The following is a 26,993-nucleotide window of genomic DNA, read 5'->3' on the forward strand; positions in this document are numbered from 1 at the left end:
GTCTTCGATGGGCAGCAACAAGGACAGCGACGACATCCGGCAGTACCTGCCGGACCTCGAGAGCATCCGGCGCGAGGCGGATCCAGAGGTGGCGGAGCGGAAGCTGCGGCAGGCGCAGAACAACCCGGAGCTGGACCGCGCGCTGACGGAGATGCAGCAGCAGAAGCCGACGGGACAGCCGCTGTTCCAGTTCCCGGTGGTGCCTGCGCTGGCCAAGGGGCACCCCGCGGTGCCGCCGCCGTTGCCGGTGCAGGCGGCGCCGCCGCCGTATCCGGCGCAAGCGGCGCCGGCGCAAGCTGTGCCGCCGCCGTTTCCGGCGACGGCGCAGCAGCCGGCAGGACCGCAGGTGACGGCGGCGCATCCGCACGGCGCGGCGGTGCAGTACGGGGCGGCGGCGCACCACGGCGCGACGATGACGCAGCGTGTGCCGGTGCAGTATGGCGCGGCGGTGCAGCACGGGGCGGCGGCGGCGCACCACGGCGCGACGATGACGCAGCGAGTGCCGGTGTTCGGGGGCGCGGCTGCGCCGCAGGGCGCGACGGCGCCGAGCCAGTGGGCGGATCGAGCGCTGCCGCCGATCGACAAGGCGCTGCTGCCATCGTCGTTGCTACCCGTGACGCCGCCGCCGGTCGCGGTGCCGAAGGCGCCGGCCGCCACGGAGACGACGGGAAAGCGCCGGCAGTGGATGCCGACGTGGCTGATGGTGTTGCTCGCGGTGATCGCGGTGAGCGGCCCGTTCGTGCTGGCGAGGATCCTGGGGCGAGAGGAGCCGCCGAAAGAGCCGGAGCCGGCGCCGCCGTCGAGCGGGGCGCCGGCGCCCAGCACGCAGGCGCCGCCGGAGGCCTCGGAGCTGCTGGCGCCGGTGGTGCCGGGACCGCCGGATGCGGTCGAGCCAAGCCTCGACGACACCGCGACGGCGAGCCAACCGGCAGCGCCGCCAGCGCCGGTGTCGCCTGTGCCCGCGCGGCCGACGGGTGTGGTGCCGCATCGACCGCAGACTCCGGCCGCGCCGGCGCCCACGGAGCGGCCACAAGACGAAGGATGGATGGAGTGAGACCGCGTGGAGCCATGATGATGACCAGCCGATCGCTTGCTGCATTGCTGACCGTTGCGACCTTGATCGCCGACCCTGACATCGCTGCCGCGCAGCCGGCGGCGCCGCCTGCCGCGCCAGGGACGGGGCCTGCCAGCGGCGCCGACGCGGCGAAGCGCGCCGAAGCGCTCGTCGACAAAGCGAAGTCGCTCTATCTGGAGGGCAAGTACCAAGAAGCCGAGGCGGCGCTGCTGGTGGCCTGGGAGCTGAACCCGACGTTCGACGTGGCGTACAACCTCGGGAACACGGAATACAAGCTGCAGAAGCACCGAGAAGCAGCGCAGTACCTTTCGTTCGCGCTGAGGAACTGGCCGCTGCTGAAGGCGGTGGCGAAGCTGAAGCCGAGAGCGGAGCAGTGGCTCGCGGAGTCGCGGGCGCAGGTGGGTGCGCTCACGGTGTCGGTCACCGTAGCGGGAGCGGAAGTGCTGGTGGATGGCAAGAACGTGGGCCGGGCGCCGCTGGAAGGGGAGGTGTTCGTCGACCCCGGCGAGCACCGGGTGGAAGCGAGACATCCGGACTACGAGCCGGCGAGCCAGACGGTGGGTGTGGCGAAGGGAGGGACGGCGGAGGTGAAGCTGGCGATAACGCCAGTGAAGGCCGCGCCGCAGGCGTCGGCGGGGGTGAAGACGGATGGGGGGACGAACGGGTCGTTCGTGGGGGCCGGTGCGCCGGTGACGGGGCAGCCGCCTGCGGGGCCGGTGGAACTGCCGCCGAAGAAGAACTGGGTGCCGGTGATCGCGCTGGGCGCGGCGAGCGCGGTGGGGCTCGGCGTGGGGATCGCGATGACGGTGGCGAGGAACAGCGCGCACGATGACGCACGCTCTAAAGGCGAAGTGATTCTTAGCGCCGGTGGACAATGCGCCACACCCGCGGCCGCGTTCGTCAAGCCATGTGAAGAGCTTCAGAGCATCGGCTCGCGAGGCGCGACGTTGGGCGACGCTGCACGGGTGGCCTACATCGCATCGGGAGCACTGGCGATCGCTGCGGTGACATATGCCGTATGGCCTCGAACCAAAGCGACACCAACGGAGCGCGTTCGCGCATTGCCCCGGGTTCAGGCAGGTAGTGTTGGAATCGACGTGTTGGGTGCGTGGTGAGCTCGAGCGAAGGAACAACGACCATGAGCCGAAGGTGTTGGATCGTAGCAGGCTTGGGACTCGCCACGGCAATTTGCGGGTGCAGCGGGTTCTGGGACAATATGGATGAGGATTGCGAGCTCATGCTGAGCTGCGAACACTTCGCATCCGGAAGTGCTGGCGGCAGTCCGCCGAACCCTACATGCGAGGCAGATCCGACGCAGAACGTGAGCACGGTGACGGACGAGTGCGCGGTGTTCGCGAGTGCGACCGCAGAAGCCGGGGGAGATGGGACGAAGGCGAGGCCGTACGCATCGCTCGGGGAAGCGATCGCGAACGCGAAGGGTAAGCGGGTGCTTGCGTGTACGAGCGGGGCGTTTGCGGAGAGCGTGACGATCGAAGCAGGGATCGAGGTGATCGGGGGCTTCGATTGCGAGACGGACTGGGCGTGGAGCGACGAGGCGCGGAGCGCGATCGAGGGAGCGGCGGATAAGGTGGCGCTGACGCTCGGGGAAGGTGCGAGCGGAGCGAAGGTGCGTAGCTTCTCGGTCCGTGCGGCGAGCGCGACGGAGCTTGGTCGGTCGTCGATAGGCGTGGCGGTGGCAGACGTCGAGGCGGAGCTTGCGCAGGTGGACGTGGCGGCGGGCGACGGGATGGCCGGCGCGAAGGGCGAGACGCCGACGGAGGCGACGGTGGCGGGAGCGAGCGCGCCGGCGGAGGTGTCGAAAGCGTGCGAGGTCGTCTACGGCGGTAAGTCCGGTGTGACGATGTGTGAGGACGGCGAGACGCGCGGTGGCGCCGGTGGACCCGGCGGGACCATGGGTACCGACGAGGACAATGGGCAAAAGGGTGTGGACGGTGCGCCGTTGCCAGAGCCGAACCCGAGCAACAAAGGCATCGGAGGCACGGGGCAGAATGCAGTCGATGAATGCAATGCCGGTGCAAACGGTAAGAGCGGCGATCCCGGCAGATCCGGCGAAGTGGACGGCTCCACGCAGCTTACATTGGAGGGGATCGCAGGTGGCGACGGCCGAAGCGGCATGACGGGGACGCGTGGTCAAGGGGGAGGAGGCGGCGGAGGCGCGAAAGCAGGGCGGTTCTGTGGACCCTCAGCGGACCCGATCAACGGTCCAGGCGCGAGCGGCGGGGGTGGCGGAGCGGGCGGCTGTGGCGGGAAGGGGGGCGGAGGCGGGAAGGCGGGCGGCTCGAGCATCGGGATCGTGAGCTTGGGGACGAAGCTGGTGCTGACGGACGTGACCGTTGCCGTGGCCAAGGCGGGCAAGGGCGGAGATGGTGCAGGTGGACAAGGCGGTGCTGTTGGGGGCAGTGGCGCGTCCGGTGGCACCGCATCGGGCCTTGCAGGCTCGAAAGCCGGTTGCCGAGGTGGCGATGGCGGTGCGGGTGGAGATGGCGGCCCTGGAGCCGGCGGCCGAGGCGGTCATGCGGTGGGCATTGCCTACGCTGCAGCGGCGAGCGCCACGCTGAAACTGAAGGAGTTCACGGCGGGCACAGCCGGAGACGGAGGCGGTGCTGGACCTGGTGGATCGGAGCAGAGTGCCGGTGCCCAGGGCGTGAGCGGTATCTGCTGGAACTTCGCGACGAACGAGAGCTGCGCACAGTGAGAAAAGCGGTGTTGCTGGGTGAGAAATTCGCAGCGCTGAATGCAATGCGAACGACTGAAGGGCGCGCGCTGTGATCATGAGCAGCTGAACTGAAGGAGGAGACAAGAAATGGTTGGACGCACCCCGCGCCGGGGTGATAGGGACTCTTTTGTCGCGGAGACGCGGCACGGTGGGCTTCCCGGCGCTGACAACTTCACCACCATCGAGTGGACTGCCCAAGGCGCGGGCGGAGGTACCGTTGATCTGCTGACTTCTTCTGCGTCGGGCCGCGAGAGCGGATGTTATCCGACGGTCGCTGAAGGGAGCCCGGCAGCAGATCGCTTTTGCGCGGCGGGAGAGCTGCGCGATGCCGTGGTCGTGGGGCGGCAGCGTGGACACGCTGGCATCCGGACTACCGTAGCTGGCGAGACCTCTCCCGTCCTACGCGGAGCGCGGGACATGGGAGGGGCGGACCGTGCGCAGGCTCGCAAGGCCGAGCACCGGCCGAGGGTGGGCATCCTCGTGCTCATTGCTGTCGCTGTCAGCACCCCTGCGCGAACTGCGTGGTGCGAGCAGCGGGTGCGTGAGGTTATGGGAGAGACGGTTGACGCGGCGCCGACGAAGAGCGAGGAGTCGCCGGCGGCGGGAGCGACGACGGAGCGGGGCGGGGGCGCAACGGATGTGGGGATCGTCGGGCCCGTGGCGGGGCCGCCGGCGGTGCTGGTGGAGCCGCGACCGCTGCCGGACAAGAGGAATTGGGTGCCGGTGATCACGCTGGGGGCGGCGAGCGCGGTGTGGCTCAGCGTGGGGATCGGGATGACGGTGGCGTCGAACAACGCGAGCGCGGATGGGCGCACGCAGGCCAACGCAATCCTCAACGCCGGCGGTGGCTGCGCGGATGCGCCGTCTAGACACCAACAGGCGTGCTCTGAGCTTCGGACAACGGCCTTCCGCGTCGACACATTCGGGCGTGCAGCAACCGTGGCGTACACAGCATCGGGCGTGCTGGCCATCGCAGCTGCGGCCTACGCGCTTTGGCCGCGTTCGGGGACCAAGGCGTCAGGCAAGGTGCGTGCTCTACCCGAAGCGCACATCGGTTACGGGGGAATCGAGGTGCGGGGGGCATGGTGAAGAGCCGAAACGAGGGTGAGATGAAGAGGAATCAAGTTCGCTGGCAGCTGTGTTATTGGGGGTTGGTCGTTTGCAGCGTCGGTTGCGACGCGGTATGGAGCAACGTCGCGGAGGATTGTGAGGTTACCCTGTCGTGTGACCACCACCGCGGGCTGTGGGATGGCACAGGCGGCGGTGTCCCGAACCCCGCGTGCGAGGCGGATCCGACGAAGGACGCGAGCACGGTGACGGAAGAGTGCGCGGTGTTCGCGAGCGCGACGGCGGAGGCGGGGGGAGACGGGACGAAGGCGAAGCCGTACGCGTCGCTCGGGGAGGCCGTAGCCAAAGCGAACGGCAAACGGGTGCTGGCGTGCGCGAGCGGAGCCTTCGCGGAGAGCGTGATGATCGAGGCTGGGGTCGAGGTGATCGGGGGGTTCGCCTGCAAAGCGGAGTGGACGTGGAGCGAAGAGACGCGTAGCGCCATCGAGGGACCGGCGGGCGCGGTGGCGCTCACGATGACGGAAGGCGCGAGCGGGGCGAAGGTGAGGAGCTTCGCGATCCGTGCGGCGAGCGCGGCGGAGCCGGGCGGGTCGTCGATCGGCGTGGCGGTGGCGGACGTCGAGGCGGAGCTTGTGCAGGTGGACGTGACGGCAGGCGATGCGGTCGACGGTGCAAATGGCGAGACATCGACGCAGGCGCCGCAGGCGGGAGCCAGCGCGCCAGACACGGAGGAGACGCGGCCGTCGAATGCGTGCGCTCTGCCGGCGGCCGTGCGAGGCGGTGACCCCGGCGTGACGACGTGCGAGGACGGCGAGACGCGCGGGGGCGCCGGTGGTCTCGGCGGGATCACCGGCACCGAGGAGGGCAACGGACAGAAAGGTGCCGATGGTGGACCGCTGCCTGAGCCGAACCCGGACGAGTATGGGTTAGGCGGCGCTGGGCAAGGTGACGCGTCGGCCAACTGCAGGCAGGGACAGCCCGGTGCGCCAGGCGTTGCAGGCAATGCCGGCGAGGCCGGCAGCGACACGACGCTGACGCTGGCGGGCGTCACGGGTGGCGACGGCGGCAACGGCAGAACTGGGACACGCGGTCAAGGGGGAGGCGCCGGCGGCGGAGCGAAGGCTGGGCTGTTCTGCAAGGCCGGCCCGAACATCGTGGAGGGTCCCGGCGCGAGCGGCGGCGGTGGCGGAGCCGGCGGTTGCGGTGGCAAGGGCGGTGGCGGTGGGAAGGCTGGCGGGTCGAGCCTCGGGATCGTGAGCCTCGGGACGAAGCTTGTGCTGACGGAGGTGACCGTCGCGGTGGGCAAGGCGGGGAAGGGTGGGAATGGCATCGCCGGTCAGAGCGGTGCGGACGGCGGTGTCGGCGCCGCCGGCGGAGCCGCTTCTGGAACCTCCCCCTCGACCCGGGGCTGCGATGGCGGTCGAGGCGGTCAAGGCGGCGCGGGCGGCCCCGGAGCCGGCGGCCGAGGCGGCCACGCGGTGGGCATCGCCTACGCGGCGGCGCCGGGCGCTGCGATGACGCTGGCGAACTTCATTGAGGGTACAGCGGGCGATGGCGGAGGCACGGCGCCGGGAGGAAACGCCGGCGACGCAGGCGTGAGCGGAGAATGTTGGGACTTCACGGGCAATGCGAGCTGCGGCCGGTGAAGTGAAGCGGCGTAGTGAGAATAAGTGAGAATTCTTCGTGGCTGAGCGCAATGCGGAGGAGCGACGGACGAGCGCAGTGCTCCGTGAGCAGCTGAACTGAAGGAGGAGACAAGAAATGAATGGACACGCCCCGAGCTGGGGTGATAGGGAGTCTTTTGTCGCGGAGACGCGGCTCGGTGGGCTGCCCGGCGCTGAAAACTTCACCACCCTGGCGTGGATCGCAAGAGGCGCGGGCGGAGGGACCGATGATCTGCTGACTGCTTCTGCGTCGGGCCGCAAACCCGGATACCATCCTACGGTCGCTGAAGGCAGCCCGGCAGCAGATCACTTTTGCGCGGCGTCGGAGCATCGCGGTGCCGTGGCGGCGGAGCAGAGGCGCAGTGGCCCTGGATCCCGAACCGCCGTTGCCACCGAGGCCCCTCCCGTCCCGCGCGGAGCGTGGGACGTGGGAGGGGCGGACCGCGCGCAGGCCCGTAGGGCCGAGCACGGGCCGGGGGTGGGCAGCTACCTTCTCGCGGTAGTTCTGTGCTGTGCGCCTGCGCGTGTGGGGTGGTGCGAAGAGCGCGTGCCGGTGACGGGGGCCGAAGGGCCCGCGGCGGGGCCGCTCGTGGTGTCGGTAGAGGCGCAGCCGCTGCCGGAGAAGAGGAGCTGGGGGCCCGTGATCGCGCTGGGAGCAGTGAGCGCGGTGTGGCTCGGCGTGGGCGTGCTCATGACCGTCGCGTCGAACGATGCGAACTCGGAAGGTCGTGCTCAACGGCACCAGATCTTCGCCGCAGGCGGCAGCTGCGTGGCGTCGCCGTCGTTCGCCGAGCGATGCGCCGAGCTCCAACGCTCCGGCGAGCGCGCCGGTCGTCTGGGGGACATCGCGCTAGGCAGCTACATCCTATCGGGCCTGCTGGCGACGGGCGCCGTGACGTATGCCCTGTGGCCCAGGAAAAGCGCGCAGGGCTCTACAGCGTTGTTCATGCTTCCTGAGCCGCGGGCACAGGGCGTCAGCGTCGTGATGGTGAACGCATGGTGAGCCGAGCCGGAGGAAGAACGATGAGAACGCTCAGGCGAACCTTGCTTGGAACGACCGCCGCCATTGCGCTGGTCCCCGGCGGCTGCGACGGGCTTTGGTATCACGTCGAGGACGACTGCGAGTTCATGCTCACCTGCGAGGAGTACCGGGGCAGGGGCAGTGAGGCTGTGCCTTCCGGGTGCGTGCCGAGCGAGATCGAGGGCGCCGCAGAGGATACGTGCGGGATCTTCGTGGCTTCGAGCGGCAACGACGACAATGCAGGTACCCGGGCGGAGCCGGTGGCGACGCTCGCCGAAGCGCTCCGGCGCGCGGAGGAGCAAGGTCGCGGAGTCTACGCGTGCGCCGAAACGTTTACGGAGGCGATCGAGCTGCCAGCGGGAGCCAAGCTGTTCGGCGGTCTCGATTGCGCGAACGGGTGGACCTGGATCGGCGAGACGGCGAAGACGGTCGTGGCCCCAGGGGAGGAAGGGATCGTGCTGAAGGTGCTGCGGGGCGAGGGCGCGGTGAGGATCGAGGACGTGTCGGTGCTCGCGACGGATGCACGGGCGCCGGGGGCGTCGTCGATCGCGGTGCTGGTCGATGGAGCAACGGCGGCGTTGGCGCGGTGCGAGTTGATCGCGGGGAACGGAGCGGATGGCGCGGAGGGAGAGGATGCGCCGAGCGAGAGGCCGGCGCAGGCGCCTCCTGGGAACGCCGGAACGAACGCGTGCAGCGATGTTGATACATCAGGAGCGCCCGATGAAAGGCTACCGGGAGGCGCGCAGGTGGAGAACGCGTGCGGCGGCGCGCTGTCGATTGGCGGAGAAGGCGGCACTGGAAGGGTGAACAACGGTGGCAGTGGACAGGTCGGAGAGCCTGGTGCGCTCGGCGCGGCAGGCTCTGGAGAGCCGGCGACAGGCGCCTGGAGCTGTGCCGCGGGTGGCACCGGCCAGGGCGGCGACAACGGTTCCCCCGGCGATGCCGGCGTTGCCGCGAGCGGCCTCGGCAGGTTGAGCTCGTCGGGCTACGTGGGCGTGAGCGGCGGAGCCGGTAGCGCGGGCAGGCCCGGGCAAGGCGGAGGCGGAGGCGGCGGCGCGAAGGGCGGCGCAGCGATCTGCCCGGGGGACACGCCGGGAGCTGGAGCGAGCGGAGGCAGCGGCGGCCCTGGTGGCTGCGGTGGGCTGCCCGGGCAAGGCGGCGGCGCCGGCGGAGCGAGCATCGCGCTGGCGAGCGTTGAGGGGAAGGTGACGCTGAAGGACTGCATGCTGAAGGCGGGCGATGGGGGCAAGGGAGGCGCCGGCGGCGACCTCCAGCCGGGCGGATCGGGCGGGCTCGGCGGTGCTGGTGGCATCGGGGTTGGTGGGTCGAAGCACGCGTGTGATGGCGGGAAGGGAGGTCAGGGAGGCAACGGCGGTCCAGGAGGAGGAGGCCTCGGCGGGCCGTCGTTCGCGATCGCGTACCGAGGCGAGGCGGTGAAGCAGGAAGGGAAGACCACGCTCGAACCCGGCACGCCGGGCGCCGGAGGTCCCGGCGGGAGCAACAACATGGCGGCCAACACGGGCGCGGAAGGCACGGCGGCGGCGGAGCAGCAACTTCCGTAAATGAGCGACGAGGTAGCGGGCGGTCTCGTCGCTGCTGCCGCCTGCCGCCGCGCAGTTGTGGCGGAGGCGACCCCGACGATCGCGCGACGCGACGCGCCATCGAGGAGGCAACGCATCTCCCGCCGGCGACATGTACGGCGGCCAGCCGCGCCCGCCGGGCTGCTGCCACCGGCGAGCGGTGGAGAAAGTGAGGGCGACCGTACGATTTTGTGACGACCTGGCCTGGCTGCGCGTAAGTAATCGAAAGACATCGATTTCTGGACGAAAACGCTTGGCGAGCCCGTTCGTGGCCGGCAGTATGCGCGCCGCTCGATCCAAGGAGCGCCCTGCCGATGCGCCGGAATTCCAGTGAAAACGACGTCCCTCCCTGCGGAAGACGCCCCAGCCCGAGCGGGATGGGGGAGTGGGAGCGGATGTGGGTACGCAGGCTGGGTCTCGAGGACGTGGAGTGGGACCCCGAGCTGCACTGCGAGCACTGCATCGCGAAGCGAGCGGCCTGGGACGCGGTGATGGAGGAGCTTGCCGCACGGTCGGGGAGCCGACCGAAGCTGCGGCTGGGCCCTGGGTGGGAGAAGATTCCGCCGAGGGCGGGTCGGCGAAGCAGGCGGAGCAAGGGCCGCTGCAGGCGGCTGCTGCTGAAGATGGTTCGACTGGCGCGTCTCGTGCGCGAAGATTTTTGAGCGCCTGAGCGAAAGGTCCCGTCGCGAGCTCCCAGCTCGAGCGAGCAGCCGCTGACGACCTGAGCACGCCGAGAGGGCGCACGGCGACGGCGCCGCGCGCTGGGCGACAGAACAGGAGACCGGCGCACCGCGAGCGTGGTGCGCGCTGACTCGGCTCGCCCTTGCGGCGAGCGTGCGAGGTGGAGGATGGTGCGTCCAACGATCGCCATCGAGGCAGGGGCGGAGGCCCTCGTGTCGAGGCGTCGTGCGAGCAACGAGGAGCGCTCCGGGGAATTGCCTTGTCTGGGGCTCTTCCTGGTCACGGGCCGGCCTGGCGGAGAGGTCGTCTCCCGCACGGCGATCGAGATGGTGCATCCCGCTGTCGACGCAGCCAGCGTGGACGACCTTGGTGCTGGTGCGATGATCGCGCCGCAGTGCCGGGACGAAGTGCGGCTCATGATGAGCCCGCGCCGAACAGGCCGCTCCGAGGACGAACGTCCGGGGCCGGGACCGAGCGGCGTGCAGGTGACCTTCGCCGGTGTGCTGCTCGCGCCCGGGGCGGCGTACATCGCCTACGCCGGCGATATGCACATCTACCGGTTCCGTGGGGGGAAGCTGGAGGCGCGAACGCGTGAAGATGCGGCGCTCGACGGTGGGGCGCTGGACGGATCCACCTCGCCGGATGCCCCAGCCGTGCTGGGGCAACACGCCAGCGCGGCCACACGCGCGCTCGGCTGCGACGCAGCGGTGGAGATGACGGCCCAGGTCGAGGACACGGAGCCGGGCGACATCTTCCTCGCGTGCTCGGGGGGCCTCCGGGGCTCGATGTCCGAGCAGCGAATCGCCGGCATCCTCGCAGCGCACCGTGAGCTGCGCCTTGCGGCGAGCCTGCTGATGGACTGCGCTCATGAGAACGGCGAGCCCGAGCAGGCAATGTGCGTCCTGGCACGTGTTGCGGGGTCTGTGGGTTGAACTCGTCAGGAGGCGCGGCGCAGCAGCGCCGGAGCGCCCGCGGGCCCGGAGGGCCGAGCACGGGCCGGGGTGGGCAGCCTTCTTGTGGGCGAAGGTGACGGCGCGAAGGGTGGGGCGGCGATCTTCCCGGGAGCCATGCCGGCGCCGGAGCGAGCGGAGGCAGCGGCGAACCCCGCGGCCGCGGCGGACTGCCCGGAAAGGGGGCGGGAGCGGCGAGCAGAGCCCGCTGGACTGCAGATCGCGCTGATCGCGGCGAGCGCTGCAGAAAAAATGAGAGGCTGTATGATTTCGTGACAATTTCGGACGGCTGAACGTAACTCGACAAAACGGCAATCCTGATTCGAAGAAACCCCTTGGCGAGCTCATTCGTTGCCGGCAGAATGGGCGCCGCCCGAATTCAAGGAGCCCCATGCCGAAGCACCGAAGGTCCCGCGGAGACAACCCTCCTCCCTCTGGTAAGCGCCCCAGCTTGAGCAAGATGGGGGAGTGGGAGCGGATGTGGGTACGGAGGCTGGGTCTCGAGGACATCGACTGGGATCCCGAGAAGTATTGCGTGCACTGCATCGCAGAGCGGGAAGCTCGCGAAGCGGCGGCGGAGGAGCTTGCGCCGCCGTCAGGGCCCAGACTGCCCGCGTCACAGAGCCTCTTGTGGGCGAAGATCCCACGCCCGGCAGGTGGTCCCAAAGCGCGAAGCAAGCGTCGCCCCAAGCTGATGCTCGTTCCCTCGGTGCACCGCAAAGGCGAGGACCCTTGAGCGAGAGGCCCCTTCACGAAGGGGCTGGATCGAGCGAGTCGAGCGAGTCGACACCGATGGTGTGGGGGACGCCGGCTCTGATGTGCTCTCCGGGAACCTGCCGTGTTGTGCCAGAACACCGCATCTCCGGCATCCCCGCTGCGCCTCGCGAGTCGCGCCTTCTGCTCGTGAGTCGCGCCTTCTGATGGATGGACTGCGCTCATGAGCTTGCGCTGTGACCCCGAGCGCGCGACGTGCGCCCCGGCGCGCGTCGACAACGGCCGAGGCGCTCCTCCATGAGCGCGATCAGCCCGTGCGCGCGCCCACACCTCGCGCAGGCTCACGCCGGCGCTCGGCTCTCCCCGGCCACGCCGGCCTCCCGCCCGAACGCCCGGCCGCAGCGCCGTCGCACGCAGGAAGCGCACCACGGCCTACCTCCGTGCGCCCCGCTCCTGCTACCCTCCTGGCCGTGGCGATAACGACAGATTTCCTCGTCATCGGTAGCGGTGTGGCTGGGCTGACCTTCGCGCTCGAGGCGGCCGAGCACGGCGAGGTGATCATCGTCACCAAGCGCGCGCGTGACGAATCCAACACGAAGTACGCCCAGGGCGGCATCGCCGCGGTCTTCGCCCCGGACGACTCCCCCGAGGCGCACATCGCCGACACGCTCGAGGCGGGGGCGGGCCTCTGTCACGAGGTGGTCGTCGAGATCTGCGCGCGGGAGGGGCCCGAGCGGGTGCGCGAGCTCATCGCGCGGGGCGCCCAGTTCGATCACGAGAACGGCAAGGTGCGCCTCGGGCGCGAAGGGGGGCACTCCGCGCGGCGGATCGTGCACGCCGCCGACGCCACCGGCCTCGAGATCGAGCGCGCGCTCCTCGAGCAGGCCCGGCAAAACCCGAACATCCGCTTTGCCGAGCACCACACGGCGATCGACCTCATCCCGCTCTCCCGGTTCGGGGGGCCGGACATCTGCGCCGGCGCCTACGTGCTCGACGAGACCGACGCCGCGCTGAACGGGCCGCGGCAGCGCGACTCGGAGCGGCCGGCGCCCCGGCACCGGCCGGCCTCGAAGCCGCACGTCGTCGAGACCTACCTCGCGCGGGCGACCGTGCTCGCCACCGGCGGCGCAGGCAAGGTCTACCTCTACACGACGAACCCCGACGTCGCGACGGGCGACGGCGTCGCCATGGCCTACCGGGCAGGCGCCGAGATCGCGAACATGGAGTTCTACCAGTTCCACCCGACGTGCCTGTTCCACCCGGAGGCGAAGAGCTTCCTCGTGAGCGAGGCGCTGCGCGGCGAGGGCGCCATCCTCCGGCTGCCGGACGGGACGGCCTTCATGGCCAGCCACGATCCGCGCAAGGACCTCGCGCCGCGCGACATCGTGGCGCGGGCCATCGACTTCGAGATGAAGCGGACCGGCTCGGACTACGTGCTGCTCGACATCACCCACCGGCCCGCGAGCTTCGTCCGCGAGCACTTCCCGACCATCCACGCGCAGTGCCTCCGCTACGGCATCGACATCACCGCGCAGCCGATCCCCGTCGTGCCGGCCGCCCACTACATGTGCGGCGGGATCACCACCGACCTCTACGGCAGGACGACCATCCCCGGGCTCTGGGCGATCGGCGAGTGCACGTGCACCGGGCTCCACGGCGCGAACCGGCTCGCCTCGAACTCGCTGCTCGAGGGGCTCGTCTTCGGCCAGCGCGCGGCCGCGCGCCTCGGCACCCAGATCGCCGAGCTCCGGCAGAGCGCGTTCCCCGATGTGCCCGAGTGGCAGGTCGGCAACGCGGTCGCCAGCGACGAGGAGGTCGTCGTCGCCCACAACTGGGACGAGCTGCGCCGCACCATGTGGAACTACGTCGGCATCGTCCGGTCCGACGCCCGCCTCCGGCGCGCCGCCCGGCGGATCTCCCTGCTCCAGGAGGAGATCCGCGAGTACTACTGGAAGCACCTTGTCACCCGGGATCTGCTCGAGCTGCGCAACATCGCCACCGTGGCCGAGCTCATCGTCGGCTGCGCCTCCGCCCGGCACGAGAGCCGGGGGCTGCACACGACGATCGACTACCCGGAGACGAGCGATCGCCTCGGCACGGACACGGTCGTGAAGCGGGGCGTCGTGCCTTATCTGCGAGGTCGATGAGCGATCTTCACGGCACCCCCGACCCTCCGCCGAGCGGCGGAGGGCCCGGTCCGCTCGTCCGGCCAGGCGGCGAGGAGCGACCGATGTCGATCCCCGGGGCCATCGGCTGGACCGTGGGCGTCACCGCGCTGTTCCTGTTCCTGCTCGGCCTGATCTCCTCCTTCCGGATGGAGCCGGCGCTCGACGGCGCGGGCTCGTTCCGGGCGGCGCCGAAGCTCGACGTCATCGGCAGCTTCGCGTGCCAGGCCGCGGCGTACCTGCTCGGGCTCTTCGGCGTGCTCCAGGTGCACGCGCCGCGCGCGTCGATCCGGCAGTTCCTCGGCGTGCGCGGGACGCACGTGGCGTTCTATCCGCTCGCGATCGCGCTCGGCTTCGCGCTCGAGGGGCCCATCGCCGCGCTCTACACGGCGATCGAGGCGCGCTGGCCGTCGGGGATCGACGACGCCGAGCTCGTCCGGGTCTTCGTCGACGCGAGCGCGCCCGAGCGGGCCGCGCTCGGCCTCATCTTCATCGTGCTCGGCCCCGCGCTGGAGGAGGTCTTCTTCCGGGGAGCGCTCGCCCGCCCGCTGCGCTGGACGCACCGCGCGCCGCTCGTGATCGCGATCACGGCCGCGCTCTTCGCGGTGGCCCACGTCGGGTGGCAGAAGTTCCTGCCGATCGGGATCTTCGGCGCGGCCCTCGGCGTGCTCCGCGTCGCGAGCGGGTCGCTCTTGCCGTCCATCCTCCTCCACGGCACCTACAACGCCATCCAGTGCTTCGCGCTCCTCTCCGCGGCGGGCGCGGGGGCGGCCGACGGCGCGCCCTCGGCCGCCGGCGCCGCGCTGCCCGACGCCGCGGCGAGCCCGGCGTGGCTCGTGGCGGCGAGCTCCGCCTCCGCGCTCGTGTTGACCGCGCTCGCCTGCGTCCTCGGCCGTCGCGCCGAGGGGGCGGCCCGCGCGAGGGAAAAGGACCTCTCATGATGCCGGCGTTCGGGAGCCAAGGCGGCGGCGGGAGCCGATCCGCGCAGATCGCAGCGGGGGACGGCGAGGGCCGCTCCTCCGGGACCGTGGACGCGGGCGGCGAGGGCCGCGCCGCCCCGCGCGCCGGGGCGAAGCGGGCGCGCGTCAGCCTCTGCTTGCCAGGGGGCGGCCTGACGGGCGCGCTCTACCAGATCGGCGCGCTCGCGGCGCTCGAGGATGGCGTCGAGGGGATCGACAACCAGAGCTTCTCGCTCTACCTCGGGCACGGCAGCGGCGCCGCGGTCGCCGCGGCCCTGGCGGGAGGCATCCCGATCGAGCGGCTCTACCGCGCCCTGCTCGATCCGGTCGACAACTTCTTCCCGCTGGAGCGCAGCCACCTCCTCCACCTCGACGTCGGCGAGTGGCGGCGCGCGCTCAGCACCAGCATGGTCGCGCTCCGCCACGCGATCGTCCGGCTCACGACCCGGGGCGACGCGACCCCGAACGCGCCGGCGCAGCAGTACCTGTTCGAGCAGCTCGATCGCTTCAACGACTCGCTCCCCGCGGGGCTCTTCCAGCTCGATCGCTACGAGCGGTTCCTCGGCGAGTTCTTCCTGCGGCGCGGCATCCCGAACTCGTTCCGCGCGATGCCGCGGACGCTGCGCATCCCGGCGCACGACCTCGACTCGGGCGAGCGCGTGGTCTTCGGCGCCGAGGGGTTCGACCACGTCCCGGTGTCGCTCGCCTGCGCGGCGTCGCTCGCGCTCCCGCTGTTCTTCTCGCCGGTGCGCGTCGAGCACCGCCACTACCTCGACGGCGGGCTGGGCCACGTGGCGCACCTCGATCTCGCGCAGGCCGCCGGCGTGGAGCTCACGATCGTCGTGAGCCCGCTCGTGCCCGTCTCCACCGCGCACCGCCCCGTCCCGACAGGGCACGGGGTGCGCGAGAGCGTGCGCGACAAGGGCATGCTCTGGATCTTCAACCAGGCGATGCGGATCGGCGCGCACGCGCGGCTCCACCAGGCGGTGGGGCGCGCGCTCGCCGAGGGCAAGATGCAGGTCCTCGTGCTCGAGCCCGCGCGGAACGACGCGCTGCTGTTCCTCCACAACCCCGCCAACCTGCGCGCGCGGCGCGCCATCCTCGAATACGCCTACCGGACGACGCGCGAGCGCATCGCGGTGTGGATGGACAAGAACCGCGCCGTGGTCGAGGCGATGGGCTGGCACGAGGCCCGCGCGTCGGGCCCGTCGGCCGGCTGAGGCGCATCGGTCGCCCGAGCGCCCGCTCGGCCGGCGAGGGCCGGTCAGCTGGCGAGGGAGGAGAACCGGGCGATCGTCAGCTCGTCGGGCGGGACGCTGATGCGGGCGCGCGGGATGGCGACGCCGTGCAGGTAGCGCCAGCCCTCGCCGTCGTGGAGGAAATCGGACAGCTCGACGAACGATCGATCGACGCCCGCCTCGAAGATCTTGGCGAGGAACAGCACCGACGCGGAGTCGCCGCTCTGCAGGCTGTCGAGGATCTGGAGGCCCCGGTACCGGTGGTGGTGGATCGTCACCTTCAGCTCGCGGAGCACCTGGTCCCTGTCGCGCCCGCGGTCGATGTGGCCCATGTGCAGCGTCCGCCAGAGGTAGGCCGTGTCTCCGACCGCGAACGCGGCGTACCGCGAGCGCATCAGCGCCACGGCGTCGGGCGCCTCGCGATCGCCCAGATGGCAGGGGGCGCAGCACTCGCGGTACGAGCGCCCCGAGCCGCACGGGCACGGGCGGGAGAGGGTCCCCGTACCAGGACGAACATCTCGGGTCATGGGCGTTCTCTACACGGGTTCGTGCCCCGGTGCAGCGCCCTGGGAGGCGTCGAGATGGGGCGCGGCGGGCGTGGCGGGGCGCGCGACAGGACGGCTCACCGCGGCATGGCGCGGCCTGCCGCAGGACGACCCGGCACGGCGTGGCCCGGCGCCGTCGCGCCGTCCAGCGCCGACCCGCGCGCGTCCCTGAGCGAAGCCTCTTGCGGGGCGCCGGCGAGGACGGTAAGGCGGGCGGGAAGTATGCCCGCAGCGCGCGCTCACGCCGCGGCCCTCCTCCTGGCCCTCGCCCTGGTTCTGGGGGGCTGCAAGCGCCAATACGCCATCGGCGATCACGTCCTCGTGACGTGGGAAGGGAACGTCTACCCGGCCGAGGTCATCGAGGTCCTGGGCCCGACGAAGTTCAAGATCCACTACCAGGGGTACGACGACATCTGGGACGAAGTTGTACCTCGTGACCGGATCCGCGGCCTCGTCGAGGGCAACGTCGTCCACCCGCCGCCGCCGCCGAAGGTCCGGAGCAAGGGGCTGCAGGCGTCGCAGACGAACGTCTACAAGATCGGCGACAGGGTCCGCGTCGAGTGGCACGGGCAGATGTACCCGGCGGTCGTCACCGGCATCGTGGGGCAGGAGCGCTACCGCATCCACTACGACGGCTACGGATCCGAGTGGGACGAGACGGTCGGGCTTTCCAGGATTCAAGCCAAGTAGCGTGAAATATTCACGCGCGATCATTTTCCCCCTGGCGCTGGCCATGGGGCCGAATTAAGAGCCGCGCCGAATTTCTGACTGGGCGATCGCAAGAGTGCGCCGCCTGGCTGACGTTCGATGCGTGCCGCACGCCCTCCACGGGCACGCCCTCACGGGTGCGCGGCGGGGAGCCTTCTGTGATCAGCGAACTGTCCAAGCTGCGCAACATCGGGATCAGCGCCCACATCGATTCGGGCAAGACAACGCTGACCGAGCGCATCCTCTTTTACACCAAGCGGATCCACGCCATCCACGACGTCAAGGGCAAGGACGGCGTCGGCGCGAAGATGGACTCGATGGATCTCGAGCGCGAGCGCGGGATCACCATCCAGTCCGCGGCCACGCACTGCTTCTGGAACGGGCACCAGATCAACGTGATCGACACGCCCGGCCACGTGGACTTCACGATCGAGGTCGAGCGCGCGATGCGCGTGCTCGACGGCGCGATCCTGGTCCTCTGCGCCGTCGCCGGCGTGCAGAGCCAGTCGCTCACGGTCGACCGCCAGATGCGCCGCTACGGCGTCCCGCGCATCGCGTTCGTGAACAAGTGCGACCGCGCCGGCGCGAACCCGCTGCGGGTCCGCGCGCAGCTGCGCGAGAAGCTCAACCTGAACCCGGTCCTGCTGCAGCTGCCGATCGGGCTCGAGGACAAGTTCGAGGGGGTCGTCGACCTCATCGCGATGAAGTCCTACCGGTTCGAGGGGGCGAACGGCGAGAAGATCGTCGTCGGCGACATCCCGGCCGACATGGCCGACGAGGCGAAGGCGGCGCGCGAGGAGATGCTCGACGCGCTCTCGATGTACTCCGACGAGCTCACGGAGGCGATCCTCGAGGAGCGCGTCACCGAGGAGCTCCTCCAGAAGGCGATCCGCGAGGCGACCGTGAAGCTCCAGATCGTCCCGGTGATGATGGGGTCGGCCTACAAGAACAAGGCGGTGCAGGTCCTGCTCGACGGCGTGACCCGCTACCTGCCGACGCCCGCCGACATCACGAACAAGGCCGTGGATCTCGACAAGGACGAGGCCGAGGTCGTGCTGTCGAGCGACTCGGACAAGCCGCTCGTGATGCTCGCGTTCAAGCTCGAGGACGGGCGCTTCGGCCAGCTCACGTACCTGCGGGTCTACCAGGGCAACCTCACCCGCGGGGGCGAGATCACGAACACCCGCACGGGCAAGCGCCACAAGGTCGGCCGGCTCGTCCGCATGCACGCGGACGAGATGGAGGACATCGACTCCGCGGGCGCGGGCGACATCGTCGCGATGTTCGGCATCGACTGCAACTCCGGCGACACCTTCACGGACGGGACCCTGAGCGTCGCGATGACGTCGATGCACGTGCCCGATCCCGTCATCTCGCTGACGGTGACGCCCAAGGACAACAAGGCCCAGGCGAACATGTCGAAGGCGCTGCGCCGCTTCACCAAGGAAGACCCGACCTTCCGCGTCGGGGCGGATCCGGAGAGCGGCGAGACGATCATCCAGGGCATGGGCGAGCTCCACCTGGACGTCTACATCGAGCGCATGAAGCGCGAGTACGCGGCCGAGGTGGTCACGAGCCCGCCGCGCGTCGCGTACCGCGAGACGATCACGCGCCGCGTCGACTTCAACTACACGCACAAGAAGCAGACCGGCGGCTCCGGTCAGTACGGCAAGGTCGGCGGCTTCATCGAGCCGTGGACGGAGGCGCCGTTCCGGTTCGACGATCAGGTCGTCGGCGGCGCGATCCCGCGCGAGTTCATCCCGGCGGTCGAGAAGGGCTTCGTGTCGATGCTCGCCAAGGGGCAGCTCATCGGCGCGCCCGTCACGGGCGTGTCGGTCACGCTGAACGACGGCGCGGCCCACGCGGTCGACTCGTCCGACATCGCCTTCCAGGAGGCCGCGCGCGGCGCCTGGCGCGAGACGTACCCCAAGGCCGGCCCGCAGATCCTGGAGCCGCTGATGAAGGTCGCCTGCGAGGGGCCGAGCGAGTACCAGGGCGGCATCGTCGGCATCCTCATGCAGCGGCGCGGCATCATCGTCGGTTCGACCGAGGCAGACGGCTTCTGCCGCGTCGAGGCGGAGGTGCCGCTCTCCGACATGTTCGGCTTCTCGACCGTCCTCCGCTCCGCGACCCAGGGCAAAGCCGAGTTCACGATGGAGTTCTCGCGCTATGCTCCTCTTCCGGCGGCGCTTGGTGAGGAGCTCATCAAGAAATACCGGGAAGAGCAGGCGAAGAAGGCCAAGTGAGGGGGTCGGCATGTACCGCAAAGAGGTAAACGAGCGGAGCCCCATGCGGGTCTTCGAGGGGTCGATGCACGGCGGGCTGGGTCGCGGCAACGTCGGCGTCATCGTCTCCCGGCCCGGCGTGGGCAAGACGGCGTTGCTCGTGCAGATCGCGCTCGACGATCTGCTGCGGGATCGCCGGGTCCTCCACATCTCGCACGAGAACGCGGTCGATCACGTCCGCGCGTACTACGACGAGATCTTCCACGATCTCGCGCAGTCGATGCGGCTCGAGGAGCCGGAGGCCGTCCGGCTCGAGGTCGAGCGGCACCGGCAGATCTACTCGCACCTCGGCCACGTGAAGGCGTCGGCCGACGCGCCCGAAGAGGCGGCGCGCCTGTGGGTCGAGAAGATGCTCGAGACGGTGGCGTTCGCGCGCGGCGTCGCCCACTTCGAGCCCGACGTGATCATCGTCGACGGCTTCGACGTGGCGGTCGCGTCGGAGCAGGCGATGGAGGCGCTCGGGCGGCTCGCGAAGGAGCGCTCCGCCGAGGTCTGGGTCGCGGCCCAGGTCGACGAGGCGGGCCCTCCCGGCAAGCTGCCTGCCGCGCTCCAGGGGGTCGAGCGCCACCTCAACGTGGTCGTCTACCTGCAGCCGGAGCGCGACGTGGTTCGCCTGCGGCTGCTGAAGGACCACGGCAACAAGGATCTCGCCGATCTCCACCTGCGGCTCGATCCCCACTCGATGCGCGTCATCGACGAGGACGTGCGGCCCCCCTCGGAGCGGCCGAAGGACCCGCGGACCTTCCGCGTGCACTCGGGCGGCGCCAAGGGGGCCGAGGCCGAGTTCGGCGCGTGCGCCGAGCGGTACGGGGTGCAGGAGCTGAACTACAGCTTCGAGGGCCACCGGCTCCTCGAGCGCCAGCGCGGCGTGGTCGTGCTGGGGGACGACGAGCTGCGCAAGGGCGACTTCAGCCTCGTCTACGTGTCGCGGCGCCTCGGCCGCGTGCTGAGCGAGATCCCGCTCGTGCGCAACATCCTCCAGACGATCTGGCACCAGATCAACGCGGCCAGCCAGGTCTTCGTCGTGGGGACGCTCCAGGAGGACGGCACCGTGCGCGGCGGCACCGGCTGGGGCGCGGAGCTCGCGCGCCTCTGGAAGAAGCAGCTGTTCGTCTACGATCAGGAGAAGCGCGGCTGGTTCCGCTGGAGCGGCTCGGCCTGGGAGATGGCGCGGCAGCCGAGCATCACCTGCGAGAACTTCGCCGGCATCGGCACGCAGGATCTCAACGACGCCGGCCGCGACGCGATCCGCGACCTCTTCGCGCGCAGCTTCGGCGAGCCTGGCTGAGCGCCGATCGCGGGGGCGCCCTCCGCCGCGCACGCGGCCGCGGGGGCGCCTCGCTGCGGCGCGCAGCAGGCCGGCGCGAGCGGGCCTGCCGCGCCGAGCCGCTCAGGCCGTGTGCTTCTGGATGAGCTGGGCGAGGCGCGGAACGGCCTCCTCGACGTTCTTCTTCGCCGAGCCGCGCAGCTTCTCGTAGGTGCCGCGCACCACGCCGCTCGACGACGACTTCGCCTTCTCGTCGGTGATGCTGAGGAGCGCGTCGGCGATCCGCGAGCGGTTCGACGTGAAGAAGGAGCTCGGGTTGCCGCTGCTCGCGGCCTCGGTCCAGATGGGGTCGAGCTTCTTGGCGAACTCGGGCAGGAGCTTCTCGACCACCTGCTGGATGAAGCCGGGCTTGATACCCTTCACGGCCGCGTAGCCGGCCTTGACCGCCAGGCCGGAGAGTCCGCTCTTCGAAGCCACCTCCTCGTCGACCAGCGTGCAACAGTCGGCGACGACCTTGGATTTCTTGTTCGCATCGAGCAGCGTTTCGCTGAGACCCATTCTCGAACTCCTCCGGGCGCTTCGGAGGCCGGTCGCGGCCCCCAGACCCATGTCAGCGTGACCCCCGCGTGACCCCCGGCAGGGAGCCGCGACCACGTCGAGCAGACCGGTGGTCCGCTCCCGACCACATCGAAGCGCGGCTCTTACCACAGCGGCCCGAAGGCCGGCATCGCAAGCGCCCACCCGGGAAACCTTCGGTCCAGGACGGCTCTCGTCCGATGTCGACCGTCCGGGATGGCATTGCAGCGCCGTCACGCGCTCGATTCTCTGAAATGCCGCGCGGAGACCGCATGCATGGCCGCCGCTCGCGCGCCATACTCAAGATGTAATTTGAATCACAGTTTGGCGTGGCGGGCGCTCGCCGCTGTCGTGTCGCGAGGCCTGCGGGGGGCTCATGGACGTTACCTGCGAAATCTGCGGAATCGTCACCACGGTGTCGAGCGACGCGCGCGGCGGGGCTGCGCTCGAGTGCAGCGTCTGCGGCGGTGCGATGCTCCGTGCGCACGGGAGGGGTGCGGCAGCGCCCCCGGCGGGAGGCGCCGGCCGGCGATCGAGCCGGCCTCCGCCGCCGCTCCGGCGATCGAGCGCGCCCTCGGTGCCACGGAGCGACGATGACCCGACGATCATGGATCTCCGGTCGCTCGCGCTGAAGTCGTTCATCGCGACGCTTCCCGCCGCGACGACGACGTCGAGCGCGTCGGCGGCGGGCTCGGTCGCGCCGGGCAGCGGCCCTGTCGCTCCGGCGGCGGTGGGCCTGACGACGCCACAGGCGATCGGGGGCGCGGAGTCGACCGCGGCGACCGCCTCGAGCGCGCTCGCGGGCACGGCGCCGGTCGTGGTCGATGCGCCGAGCGTGAGCGACGTGATGCGCGTCCACGACGCGCTCGTGCCCGTCGCGGTGCCCTCGCGGGCGCGATCACGAGCCCGCGTGCGCATCCTCGCGGCGGCGACCGTGGCCGGCGCCCTGGTGATCGCTGTCGGGCTCACGCTGGTCGTCGGCCGGATGTCGCGCGCGCCGCGGGATGACGTGCCGCCTGCAGCGCAGCGCGGCGTGTCCCGGGCCGGGGAGATCGCGCGCGAGGTGCGCGTGCCGGTCGAGGCGCCCGGCCCCCGGAGGACGGCGCTGCGCGGGCTCGACGCGCGCGCGCAAGCAACCGACGAGGATGAGGCCGGCGCCGCCGAGCCCGCCACGGCGCCGCGGCCGCGCGCCGCGCCGGAGGCGGGCGCGCGCGAGGCCTCCGGGGCGGGGGTGCGCCCGCCCGCCGCTTCGGGGGCCCGCGCCCGGCCTGAGCGTCAGCCGCCGCCTCCGCTCGCGTCCGAGGAGGTATCGCGGCCTCAGGCGCCGATGTCGCTCACCGACGCGATGGCTGCAGCCGTCGCCGATCCTCCGGCGCCCGCCGCTGCGGAGACGCGGCGCCAGGCCGACACCAGCGAGGAATAGCCCGCGCCGGAGGGCGCGCGCTCGGCGCGGGGCGGGCCAACCCGTTGGTGCCCAAAATATTCCCGCGCCGGGATCGAGCGATTCATCGCGGCACTATTAACGGAATGCCTGTCATCCGGGCGCGCCGGCTCGCCGGCGGGCGCTCAAAATGCTGCAACGCGCCTCCCGGCGTGGTAACGGCATGCCCATGACAAAACTGCCTGCGTTGATCCTCGTGGTCTCGGCGCCCCTTGCCGCCTTCGCGGCCGGCTGCGGCTCCGATCCGCAGCCGCCGGCGAATGTCGCCAGCGACGTCGCGCCCCCTCCGGTGGCGAAGACCGCCGCCCCGCCTGCCCCGAAGCAGGACACCGAGAAGCCGACGAGCGGCTCGATCCGCATCGACGACAAGATCCTCAAGGCCTGCGGCGATCTACCGACCGCCCGCTTCGCGTTCGACTCGACGTCGATCGAGGGCGAGGCGGCGGGCGCGCTCGACGCGCTCGCGCGCTGCTTCGTCTCGGGTCCGCTCAAGGGCAAGGGGATGAAGCTCATCGGCCACGCCGACCCCCGCGGGGAGACGGAGTACAACCTGGGCCTCGGCCAGAAGCGCGCCGGCAGCGTCGCGGAGTACCTCGGCAAGAAGGGCCTCGAGCAGGGCCGCATCGCGACCTCGTCGAAGGGCGAGTTCGAGGCGACCGGCACGGACGAAGAGGGCTGGGCGCGCGACCGGAAGGTCGACATCCTGCTCGCGGACTGAGCGCCGCGCCGCGTGCGGCGCCGGGCGAACTTGAAGAGGGCCACGGCCGCGCTTCCAGGCGAGAGAGGGGGCCGCGGCCGCAAACTCCACTGAACGGGGCCGCGCGCGCGGAACCCTGACGAGCCGACTCCCTGACCCGAAGAGATCGAAATGGCCTTCCTGCAAAGCGCCCCTGACCCGGCGATGACGGTCCCGATCAAGCTCGATCCCGTCTCCTTGGTCCTCCACGCCTCCGGTCCCGTCTTCCTGGTCGTGTGGCTGCTGATCTTCGCGGCCATCCTCGTCTGGGTGATCGCCGTCCTCAAGGTCCTCCAGCTCGCGCGGCTCGCCTCTCTGCAGGCGCGGTTCGAGCAAGAGTCGGCGCACGCCCACTCGCCCGATCAGCTGTTCGCGCTCGCGCAGCGGCACGCGGACGCGCCCGGCGCCCGCGTCGTGATGGAGCTCAGCCGCCGCGTCGGGACGAGCCGGCTCCTCGACTCGATCGCGAAGCGGGCGATCGTGACCGAGACGCAGCGGGCGAGCGCGCTCATGCCGACGCTCTCGTCGATCGCGGCGGCGTCGCCGTTCATCGGCCTGTTCGGCACGGTCTACGGGATCATGGACGCGTTCCTCCGCATCGGTCAGCAGAAGAGCGCGTCGCTGCCCGTCGTCGCCCCGGCCATCGGCGAGGCGCTCATCGCGACCGCGATCGGGCTGTTCGCCGCGATCCCGGCGGTCATCGCGTACAACGGGATCAACAAGCGCGTCGACGACCTGCTCGCCGCGCTCGAGGCCGCGAGCGAGGGCTGGGTGGAGATCGCGTCGCTCTCCGCGCGGGGGATGCAGGAGTCCATCCCGCTGGCGCTCCAGCGGTCGAGCGACCGGCCCACGCCGGTGATGCCGAAGGGCTGAGGGGCGGGCCGATCATGGGCATGTCGGTCGGTGGAGGGCGCAGGCGGCGCGGCGGCGGCGGTTTCAGCGACATCAACGTCACGCCGCTCGTGGACGTGATGCTCGTGCTCCTCGTTGTGTTCATGGTCACGGCCCCGCTGCTCACGGCCGGGCTCCGGGTCGAGCTGCCCAACGTCTCCGCCGAGGAGGCGCCGACGAAGGACACGAAGCTCGTCGTGACCGTCACGAAGGAAGAGAAGATCCTCTTCGGCGAGGACGACGCGACCGCCGACATCGAGGGCGTGCTCGCCTCGAACGGGCGCGTCCAGAAAGAGAAGGAGCTCTACATCCGCGCCGACAAGGACGCCCGCTACGGCGCCGTGGCGCGCGTCGTCGCCGCCGCCCGGGCCGCCGGGGTCGAGGGGCTGAACCTCCTCGTCCAGCCGGAGATCGAGCCGGAGGGCGCGCCGCCGCCGCCCGGGGGAACGGCGCCGCGACCCGGGGGAGCCGCGCCGCGGCCCGGAGGTGCGGCGCCGTGAGCACGGCTGCGGCGCGCGCGCCCGGACCGAGGACGCCGCCGGGGCAGCGCCGGCCGGCGAGCGACTTCCGCCCGCGGGACATCGCGCTCGCCGTCGCGGTGGCGATGGCCGTGCAGGCGGGGGCCGCCGTCGCGGTCAGCCTGGCCGACCTCACCGTGCCCGCGGCGGCGCCCGAGATCGACAAGGGGCCGAGCGTCCCGGTGAAGGTCGTGCCGGTGCTCGACATGGACACGCCGCTGCTCAAGCTGGGCGGCAAGCGCGACAAGATGAAGCTGCCCGACCGGTGGGTGCGCCAGGCGCCCAAGCCGCGCGTCGAGCAGAAGGCGTTCGTGTCGCCGAGCGCGGGCAAGACCGAGGCGGACATCCCGCCCAAGGAGGTCAAGATCGCCGACGCGGGCACCGCGCCGCCGCCGCCCGACGCCGAGATCGCGAAGCAGGTCGACACCGAGCTCGATCCGAAGACCGACGCCGCCCCGGCCGCCAACGTCGACCAGGAGGGCCACGAGGACGGCGTGAAGGAGGGGACCGAGACCGATCCCCTCAAGGCGCGCGCGGTGGATCTGTACCTGGCCCGCATCGCGGGGTGGTTCTCGAGCAGGTTCCGCGTGAACGGCTCGGGGCTCCCGCCGGAGGAGCTCACGAAGCACAAGCCGCGCGCGGTCATCGTCCTGTCCGACGGGCAGATGGTGAGCTACACGCTGACGCCGAGCGGGAATCCCGCCTTCGACGCGGCCGCGCAGGCGACCCTCGAGGCGGCGAAGGGGCAGGCGCTGCCGCCGCCGCCCGAGAATTATCCCAACCTCGGGCAGAAGCAGGTCAGCGTCACGTTCGTCTGTAGAGAGACCACATGCGACTAGCTCGATTTGCCCTCGGCGCCCTGGCGCTCGCCGCCGCCGCGCTCGCTGCTCCCCCTGTTCCTGCGCAGGCGCCGGCCTCCCCGGCGGCGCCGCCCAACCCGGACGAGCTGCTCGGCCACATCACGGTCGTGGCCGGCGCGACGCGCCCGCTCCCGAAGATCGGCGTCCTGCCGTCGCTCGTCTCGGACCCCGAGGACGTGACGATCCACAGCGTGGTCCGGCGCGACCTCGAGCTGTGCGGCGAGTTCGAGGTGCTGCCCGACAGCGCCGCGCCCGACGGCCTGTACCTCTCCGACAGCCCGGTGGACGTGAAGGCGTGGTCCGCGAAAGGGGTCGAGGCGGTCGTGAGCGTGCGCGGCAAGAAGGTCGCCGCTGACAAGGTCGAGCTCGTCGGCCAGGCGTTCCTGGTGAACCGCGGGCAGGCCCCGGTGTTCGACAAGAAGTTCATCGTGCCCCTCCGCGACGTGCGCTTCGAGTCGCACCGGGTGGCCGACCAGCTGATCGGCGCGCTCACCGGCCAGAACGGCGGCTTCGCCAGCCACATGACGTTCGCCTCGGGCTCGGGCTCGCTGCGGCGTGTCTTCACGATCGACGCCGACGGCCACGACGCCAGGGCCGTCTCGCCGCCCGACCAGACCGCCATCGCCCCTGCATTCGGGAAGAACGAGCAGCTCCACTACGCGGCGAGCGTGAAGGGCGACGAGTACAAGGTCTTCACGCCCGCCGGCGGCCCGCTCGCGCTGCCCGTGAAGGGCTCGGTCTACGGGATCGCGTTCTCGAAGGATCGCGCCCAGGTCGCCCTCAGCATCGGGGTGGGGTCGACGATCAAGCTGTTCTCCGGGCCCGATCTCCAGAGCATCAAGCCGGCGTCCGAGGTGGGGATGGCGCTCCACCCGGTGTTCACGCCGACCGGCAAGCTCGCCTTCTCCGGCGAGGGCAGGTACGGACAGCGCATCTACGTCGGCGGTAAGGCGATCTCTCCGGACGGGCTCTTCGCCTCGGCGCCCACGTTCTGCAACCACCCCGACGGCGTGAAGGCCGTCTATGCCGTCGGCGTTGGAAAGAACACCGACCTCGTCGCCTCGGGGGAGACGGGCGGCGGCCTCGTGCGGTTGACCCAGAATCAGGGCAGGAACGGGTACCCGGCCTGCAGCCCCGACGGGCGGCTCGTGGCGTTCTTCTCCACGCGCACCTCCGGCGAGGGGCCAGGGCTCTACGTCATGCGCGTCGACGGGCAGCGCCCGAAGCGCATCTCGAACCTCCTCGGGGACTCGCTGCGCTGGGATCCTCTTCCGCCCGGCAAGGCCGTCGAAGCGAAGAACTGACGCGGGCGAG

22 protein-coding genes are annotated in these 26,993 nt (G+C 70.9%); 20 read left to right on the forward strand and 2 right to left on the reverse strand.

Translation table 11 applies throughout. The annotated features are described in order from the left end of the window. Positions 1-7 precede the first annotated feature (7 nt). From WMF44_RS03595 to WMF44_RS03645, 11 genes are all read left to right on the forward strand, one after another. The gene (locus WMF44_RS03595) at positions 8-1,054 is read left to right on the forward strand and encodes a hypothetical protein (RefSeq protein WP_437297713.1); all 1,047 of its coding nucleotides are present in this window, start codon (positions 8-10) and stop codon (positions 1,052-1,054) included. 14 nt (positions 1,055-1,068) lie between these two features. Then, entirely contained in the window at positions 1,069-2,190 is a 1,122-nt protein-coding gene (locus WMF44_RS03600) for a PEGA domain-containing protein (RefSeq protein WP_437297714.1), read from the forward strand. Between the two features lie 206 nt (positions 2,191-2,396). Continuing rightward, the gene (locus WMF44_RS03605; RefSeq protein ID WP_437297715.1) at positions 2,397-3,791 is read left to right on the forward strand and encodes a hypothetical protein; all 1,395 of its coding nucleotides are present in this window, start codon (positions 2,397-2,399) and stop codon (positions 3,789-3,791) included. A gap of 489 nt (positions 3,792-4,280) precedes the next feature. Continuing rightward, positions 4,281-4,901, forward strand: a complete 621-nt coding sequence (locus WMF44_RS03610) for a hypothetical protein (protein ID WP_437297716.1) — start codon at positions 4,281-4,283, stop codon at positions 4,899-4,901. A 20-nt stretch (positions 4,902-4,921) separates the two neighbouring features. Then, positions 4,922-6,526, forward strand: a complete 1,605-nt coding sequence (locus tag WMF44_RS03615; RefSeq protein WP_437297717.1) for a hypothetical protein — start codon at positions 4,922-4,924, stop codon at positions 6,524-6,526. 658 nt (positions 6,527-7,184) lie between these two features. Beyond that, a complete protein-coding gene (locus WMF44_RS03620) occupies positions 7,185-7,547 on the forward strand; it encodes a hypothetical protein (protein ID WP_437297718.1) in 363 nt (120 codons plus the stop codon). A 20-nt stretch (positions 7,548-7,567) separates the two neighbouring features. After that, the gene (locus WMF44_RS03625) at positions 7,568-9,127 is read left to right on the forward strand and encodes a PGRS family protein (RefSeq protein WP_437297719.1); all 1,560 of its coding nucleotides are present in this window, start codon (positions 7,568-7,570) and stop codon (positions 9,125-9,127) included. A gap of 1,025 nt (positions 9,128-10,152) precedes the next feature. Continuing rightward, complete coding sequence (locus WMF44_RS03630) at positions 10,153-10,758, forward strand: PP2C family protein-serine/threonine phosphatase (RefSeq protein WP_437297720.1); 606 nt, start codon at positions 10,153-10,155, stop codon at positions 10,756-10,758. A gap of 1,202 nt (positions 10,759-11,960) precedes the next feature. Then, on the forward strand, positions 11,961-13,637 hold the full coding sequence (locus WMF44_RS03635; RefSeq protein ID WP_437297721.1) for an L-aspartate oxidase: 1,677 nt from the start codon (positions 11,961-11,963) through the stop codon (positions 13,635-13,637). Between the two features lie 83 nt (positions 13,638-13,720). Beyond that, a complete protein-coding gene (locus WMF44_RS03640; protein ID WP_437297722.1) occupies positions 13,721-14,596 on the forward strand; it encodes a CPBP family intramembrane glutamic endopeptidase in 876 nt (291 codons plus the stop codon). After that, a complete protein-coding gene (locus WMF44_RS03645; protein ID WP_437297723.1) occupies positions 14,593-15,834 on the forward strand; it encodes a patatin-like phospholipase family protein in 1,242 nt (413 codons plus the stop codon). Before WMF44_RS03640 ends, WMF44_RS03645 begins: the two co-directional genes overlap by 4 nt. A gap of 44 nt (positions 15,835-15,878) precedes the next feature. Here WMF44_RS03645 and WMF44_RS03650 read toward each other — a convergent pair whose 3' ends face one another. Then, on the reverse strand, positions 15,879-16,379 hold the full coding sequence (locus WMF44_RS03650; RefSeq protein WP_437297724.1) for a YchJ family protein: 501 nt from the start codon (positions 16,377-16,379) through the stop codon (positions 15,879-15,881). A gap of 240 nt (positions 16,380-16,619) precedes the next feature. Here WMF44_RS03650 and WMF44_RS03655 point away from each other — a divergent pair, with 240 nt between their 5' ends. The 3 genes from WMF44_RS03655 (at position 16,620) to WMF44_RS03665 (ending at position 20,678) form a co-directional block, all read left to right on the forward strand. Next, positions 16,620-17,087, forward strand: a complete 468-nt coding sequence (locus WMF44_RS03655; protein ID WP_437297725.1) for a Tudor-knot domain-containing protein — start codon at positions 16,620-16,622, stop codon at positions 17,085-17,087. A gap of 176 nt (positions 17,088-17,263) precedes the next feature. Then, positions 17,264-19,351 (forward strand): elongation factor G, encoded by a 2,088-nt coding sequence (gene fusA / locus WMF44_RS03660; protein ID WP_437297726.1) that lies wholly within the window; start codon positions 17,264-17,266, stop codon positions 19,349-19,351. A gap of 10 nt (positions 19,352-19,361) precedes the next feature. Beyond that, positions 19,362-20,678, forward strand: a complete 1,317-nt coding sequence (locus WMF44_RS03665; RefSeq protein WP_437297727.1) for a hypothetical protein — start codon at positions 19,362-19,364, stop codon at positions 20,676-20,678. Between the two features lie 102 nt (positions 20,679-20,780). On the opposite strand, the gene WMF44_RS03670 is transcribed toward WMF44_RS03665, so the two are convergent. Further along, on the reverse strand, positions 20,781-21,215 hold the full coding sequence (locus WMF44_RS03670; RefSeq protein ID WP_437297728.1) for a DUF6918 family protein: 435 nt from the start codon (positions 21,213-21,215) through the stop codon (positions 20,781-20,783). Positions 21,216-21,840: 625 nt separating this feature from the next. Here WMF44_RS03670 and WMF44_RS03675 point away from each other — a divergent pair. The 6 genes from WMF44_RS03675 to WMF44_RS03700 all read left to right on the forward strand — a co-directional run bounded on the left by WMF44_RS03675 (position 21,841) and on the right by WMF44_RS03700 (position 26,983). Continuing rightward, positions 21,841-22,656, forward strand: a complete 816-nt coding sequence (locus tag WMF44_RS03675) for a hypothetical protein (RefSeq protein WP_437297729.1) — start codon at positions 21,841-21,843, stop codon at positions 22,654-22,656. 187 nt (positions 22,657-22,843) lie between these two features. Next, positions 22,844-23,392, forward strand: coding sequence for an OmpA family protein (locus WMF44_RS03680; protein ID WP_437297730.1), 549 nt, complete (start codon positions 22,844-22,846; stop codon positions 23,390-23,392). A 150-nt stretch (positions 23,393-23,542) separates the two neighbouring features. After that, positions 23,543-24,283 carry a MotA/TolQ/ExbB proton channel family protein gene (locus WMF44_RS03685; protein WP_437297731.1) on the forward strand — a complete coding sequence of 247 codons (741 nt, stop codon included), beginning with the start codon at positions 23,543-23,545 and terminating at the stop codon, positions 24,281-24,283. Positions 24,284-24,297: 14 nt separating this feature from the next. After that, on the forward strand, positions 24,298-24,801 hold the full coding sequence (locus WMF44_RS03690) for a biopolymer transporter ExbD (RefSeq protein WP_437297732.1): 504 nt from the start codon (positions 24,298-24,300) through the stop codon (positions 24,799-24,801). Further along, the gene (locus tag WMF44_RS03695) at positions 24,798-25,658 is read left to right on the forward strand and encodes a TonB C-terminal domain-containing protein (RefSeq protein ID WP_437297733.1); all 861 of its coding nucleotides are present in this window, start codon (positions 24,798-24,800) and stop codon (positions 25,656-25,658) included. Before WMF44_RS03690 ends, WMF44_RS03695 begins: the two co-directional genes overlap by 4 nt. Next, positions 25,649-26,983 carry a tolB protein gene (locus WMF44_RS03700; protein ID WP_437297734.1) on the forward strand — a complete coding sequence of 445 codons (1,335 nt, stop codon included), beginning with the start codon at positions 25,649-25,651 and terminating at the stop codon, positions 26,981-26,983. The genes WMF44_RS03695 and WMF44_RS03700 overlap by 10 nt, the downstream gene beginning before the upstream one ends. Positions 26,984-26,993: the final 10 nt, after the last annotated feature.

The organism is Sorangium sp. So ce426, from assembly GCF_051475585.1.
GTDB lineage: Bacteria > Myxococcota_A > Polyangia > Polyangiales > Polyangiaceae > Sorangium > Sorangium cellulosum_B.

What these genes read in the sequence shown, in the direction of transcription:
- WMF44_RS03595 (WP_437297713.1), top strand. Translation starts at nt 8, where the DNA reads ATGGGCAGCAACAAGGACAGCGACGACATCCGGCAGTACCTGCCGGAC.
- WMF44_RS03600 (WP_437297714.1), top strand. Translation starts at nt 1,069, where the DNA reads ATGATGATGACCAGCCGATCGCTTGCTGCATTGCTGACCGTTGCGACC.
- WMF44_RS03615 (WP_437297717.1), top strand. Translation starts at nt 4,922, where the DNA reads ATGAAGAGGAATCAAGTTCGCTGGCAGCTGTGTTATTGGGGGTTGGTC.
- WMF44_RS03625 (WP_437297719.1), top strand. Translation starts at nt 7,568, where the DNA reads ATGAGAACGCTCAGGCGAACCTTGCTTGGAACGACCGCCGCCATTGCG.
- WMF44_RS03630 (WP_437297720.1), top strand. Translation starts at nt 10,153, where the DNA reads ATGGTGCATCCCGCTGTCGACGCAGCCAGCGTGGACGACCTTGGTGCT.
- WMF44_RS03640 (WP_437297722.1), top strand. Translation starts at nt 13,721, where the DNA reads ATGTCGATCCCCGGGGCCATCGGCTGGACCGTGGGCGTCACCGCGCTG.
- WMF44_RS03645 (WP_437297723.1), top strand. Translation starts at nt 14,593, where the DNA reads ATGATGCCGGCGTTCGGGAGCCAAGGCGGCGGCGGGAGCCGATCCGCG.
- WMF44_RS03650 (WP_437297724.1), bottom strand. Translation starts at nt 16,379, where the DNA reads ATGACCCGAGATGTTCGTCCTGGTACGGGGACCCTCTCCCGCCCGTGC.
- WMF44_RS03655 (WP_437297725.1), top strand. Translation starts at nt 16,620, where the DNA reads ATGCCCGCAGCGCGCGCTCACGCCGCGGCCCTCCTCCTGGCCCTCGCC.
- WMF44_RS03665 (WP_437297727.1), top strand. Translation starts at nt 19,362, where the DNA reads ATGTACCGCAAAGAGGTAAACGAGCGGAGCCCCATGCGGGTCTTCGAG.
- WMF44_RS03670 (WP_437297728.1), bottom strand. Translation starts at nt 21,215, where the DNA reads ATGGGTCTCAGCGAAACGCTGCTCGATGCGAACAAGAAATCCAAGGTC.
- WMF44_RS03675 (WP_437297729.1), top strand. Translation starts at nt 21,841, where the DNA reads ATGGATCTCCGGTCGCTCGCGCTGAAGTCGTTCATCGCGACGCTTCCC.
- WMF44_RS03680 (WP_437297730.1), top strand. Translation starts at nt 22,844, where the DNA reads ATGACAAAACTGCCTGCGTTGATCCTCGTGGTCTCGGCGCCCCTTGCC.
- WMF44_RS03685 (WP_437297731.1), top strand. Translation starts at nt 23,543, where the DNA reads ATGGCCTTCCTGCAAAGCGCCCCTGACCCGGCGATGACGGTCCCGATC.
- WMF44_RS03690 (WP_437297732.1), top strand. Translation starts at nt 24,298, where the DNA reads ATGGGCATGTCGGTCGGTGGAGGGCGCAGGCGGCGCGGCGGCGGCGGT.
- WMF44_RS03700 (WP_437297734.1), top strand. Translation starts at nt 25,649, where the DNA reads ATGCGACTAGCTCGATTTGCCCTCGGCGCCCTGGCGCTCGCCGCCGCC.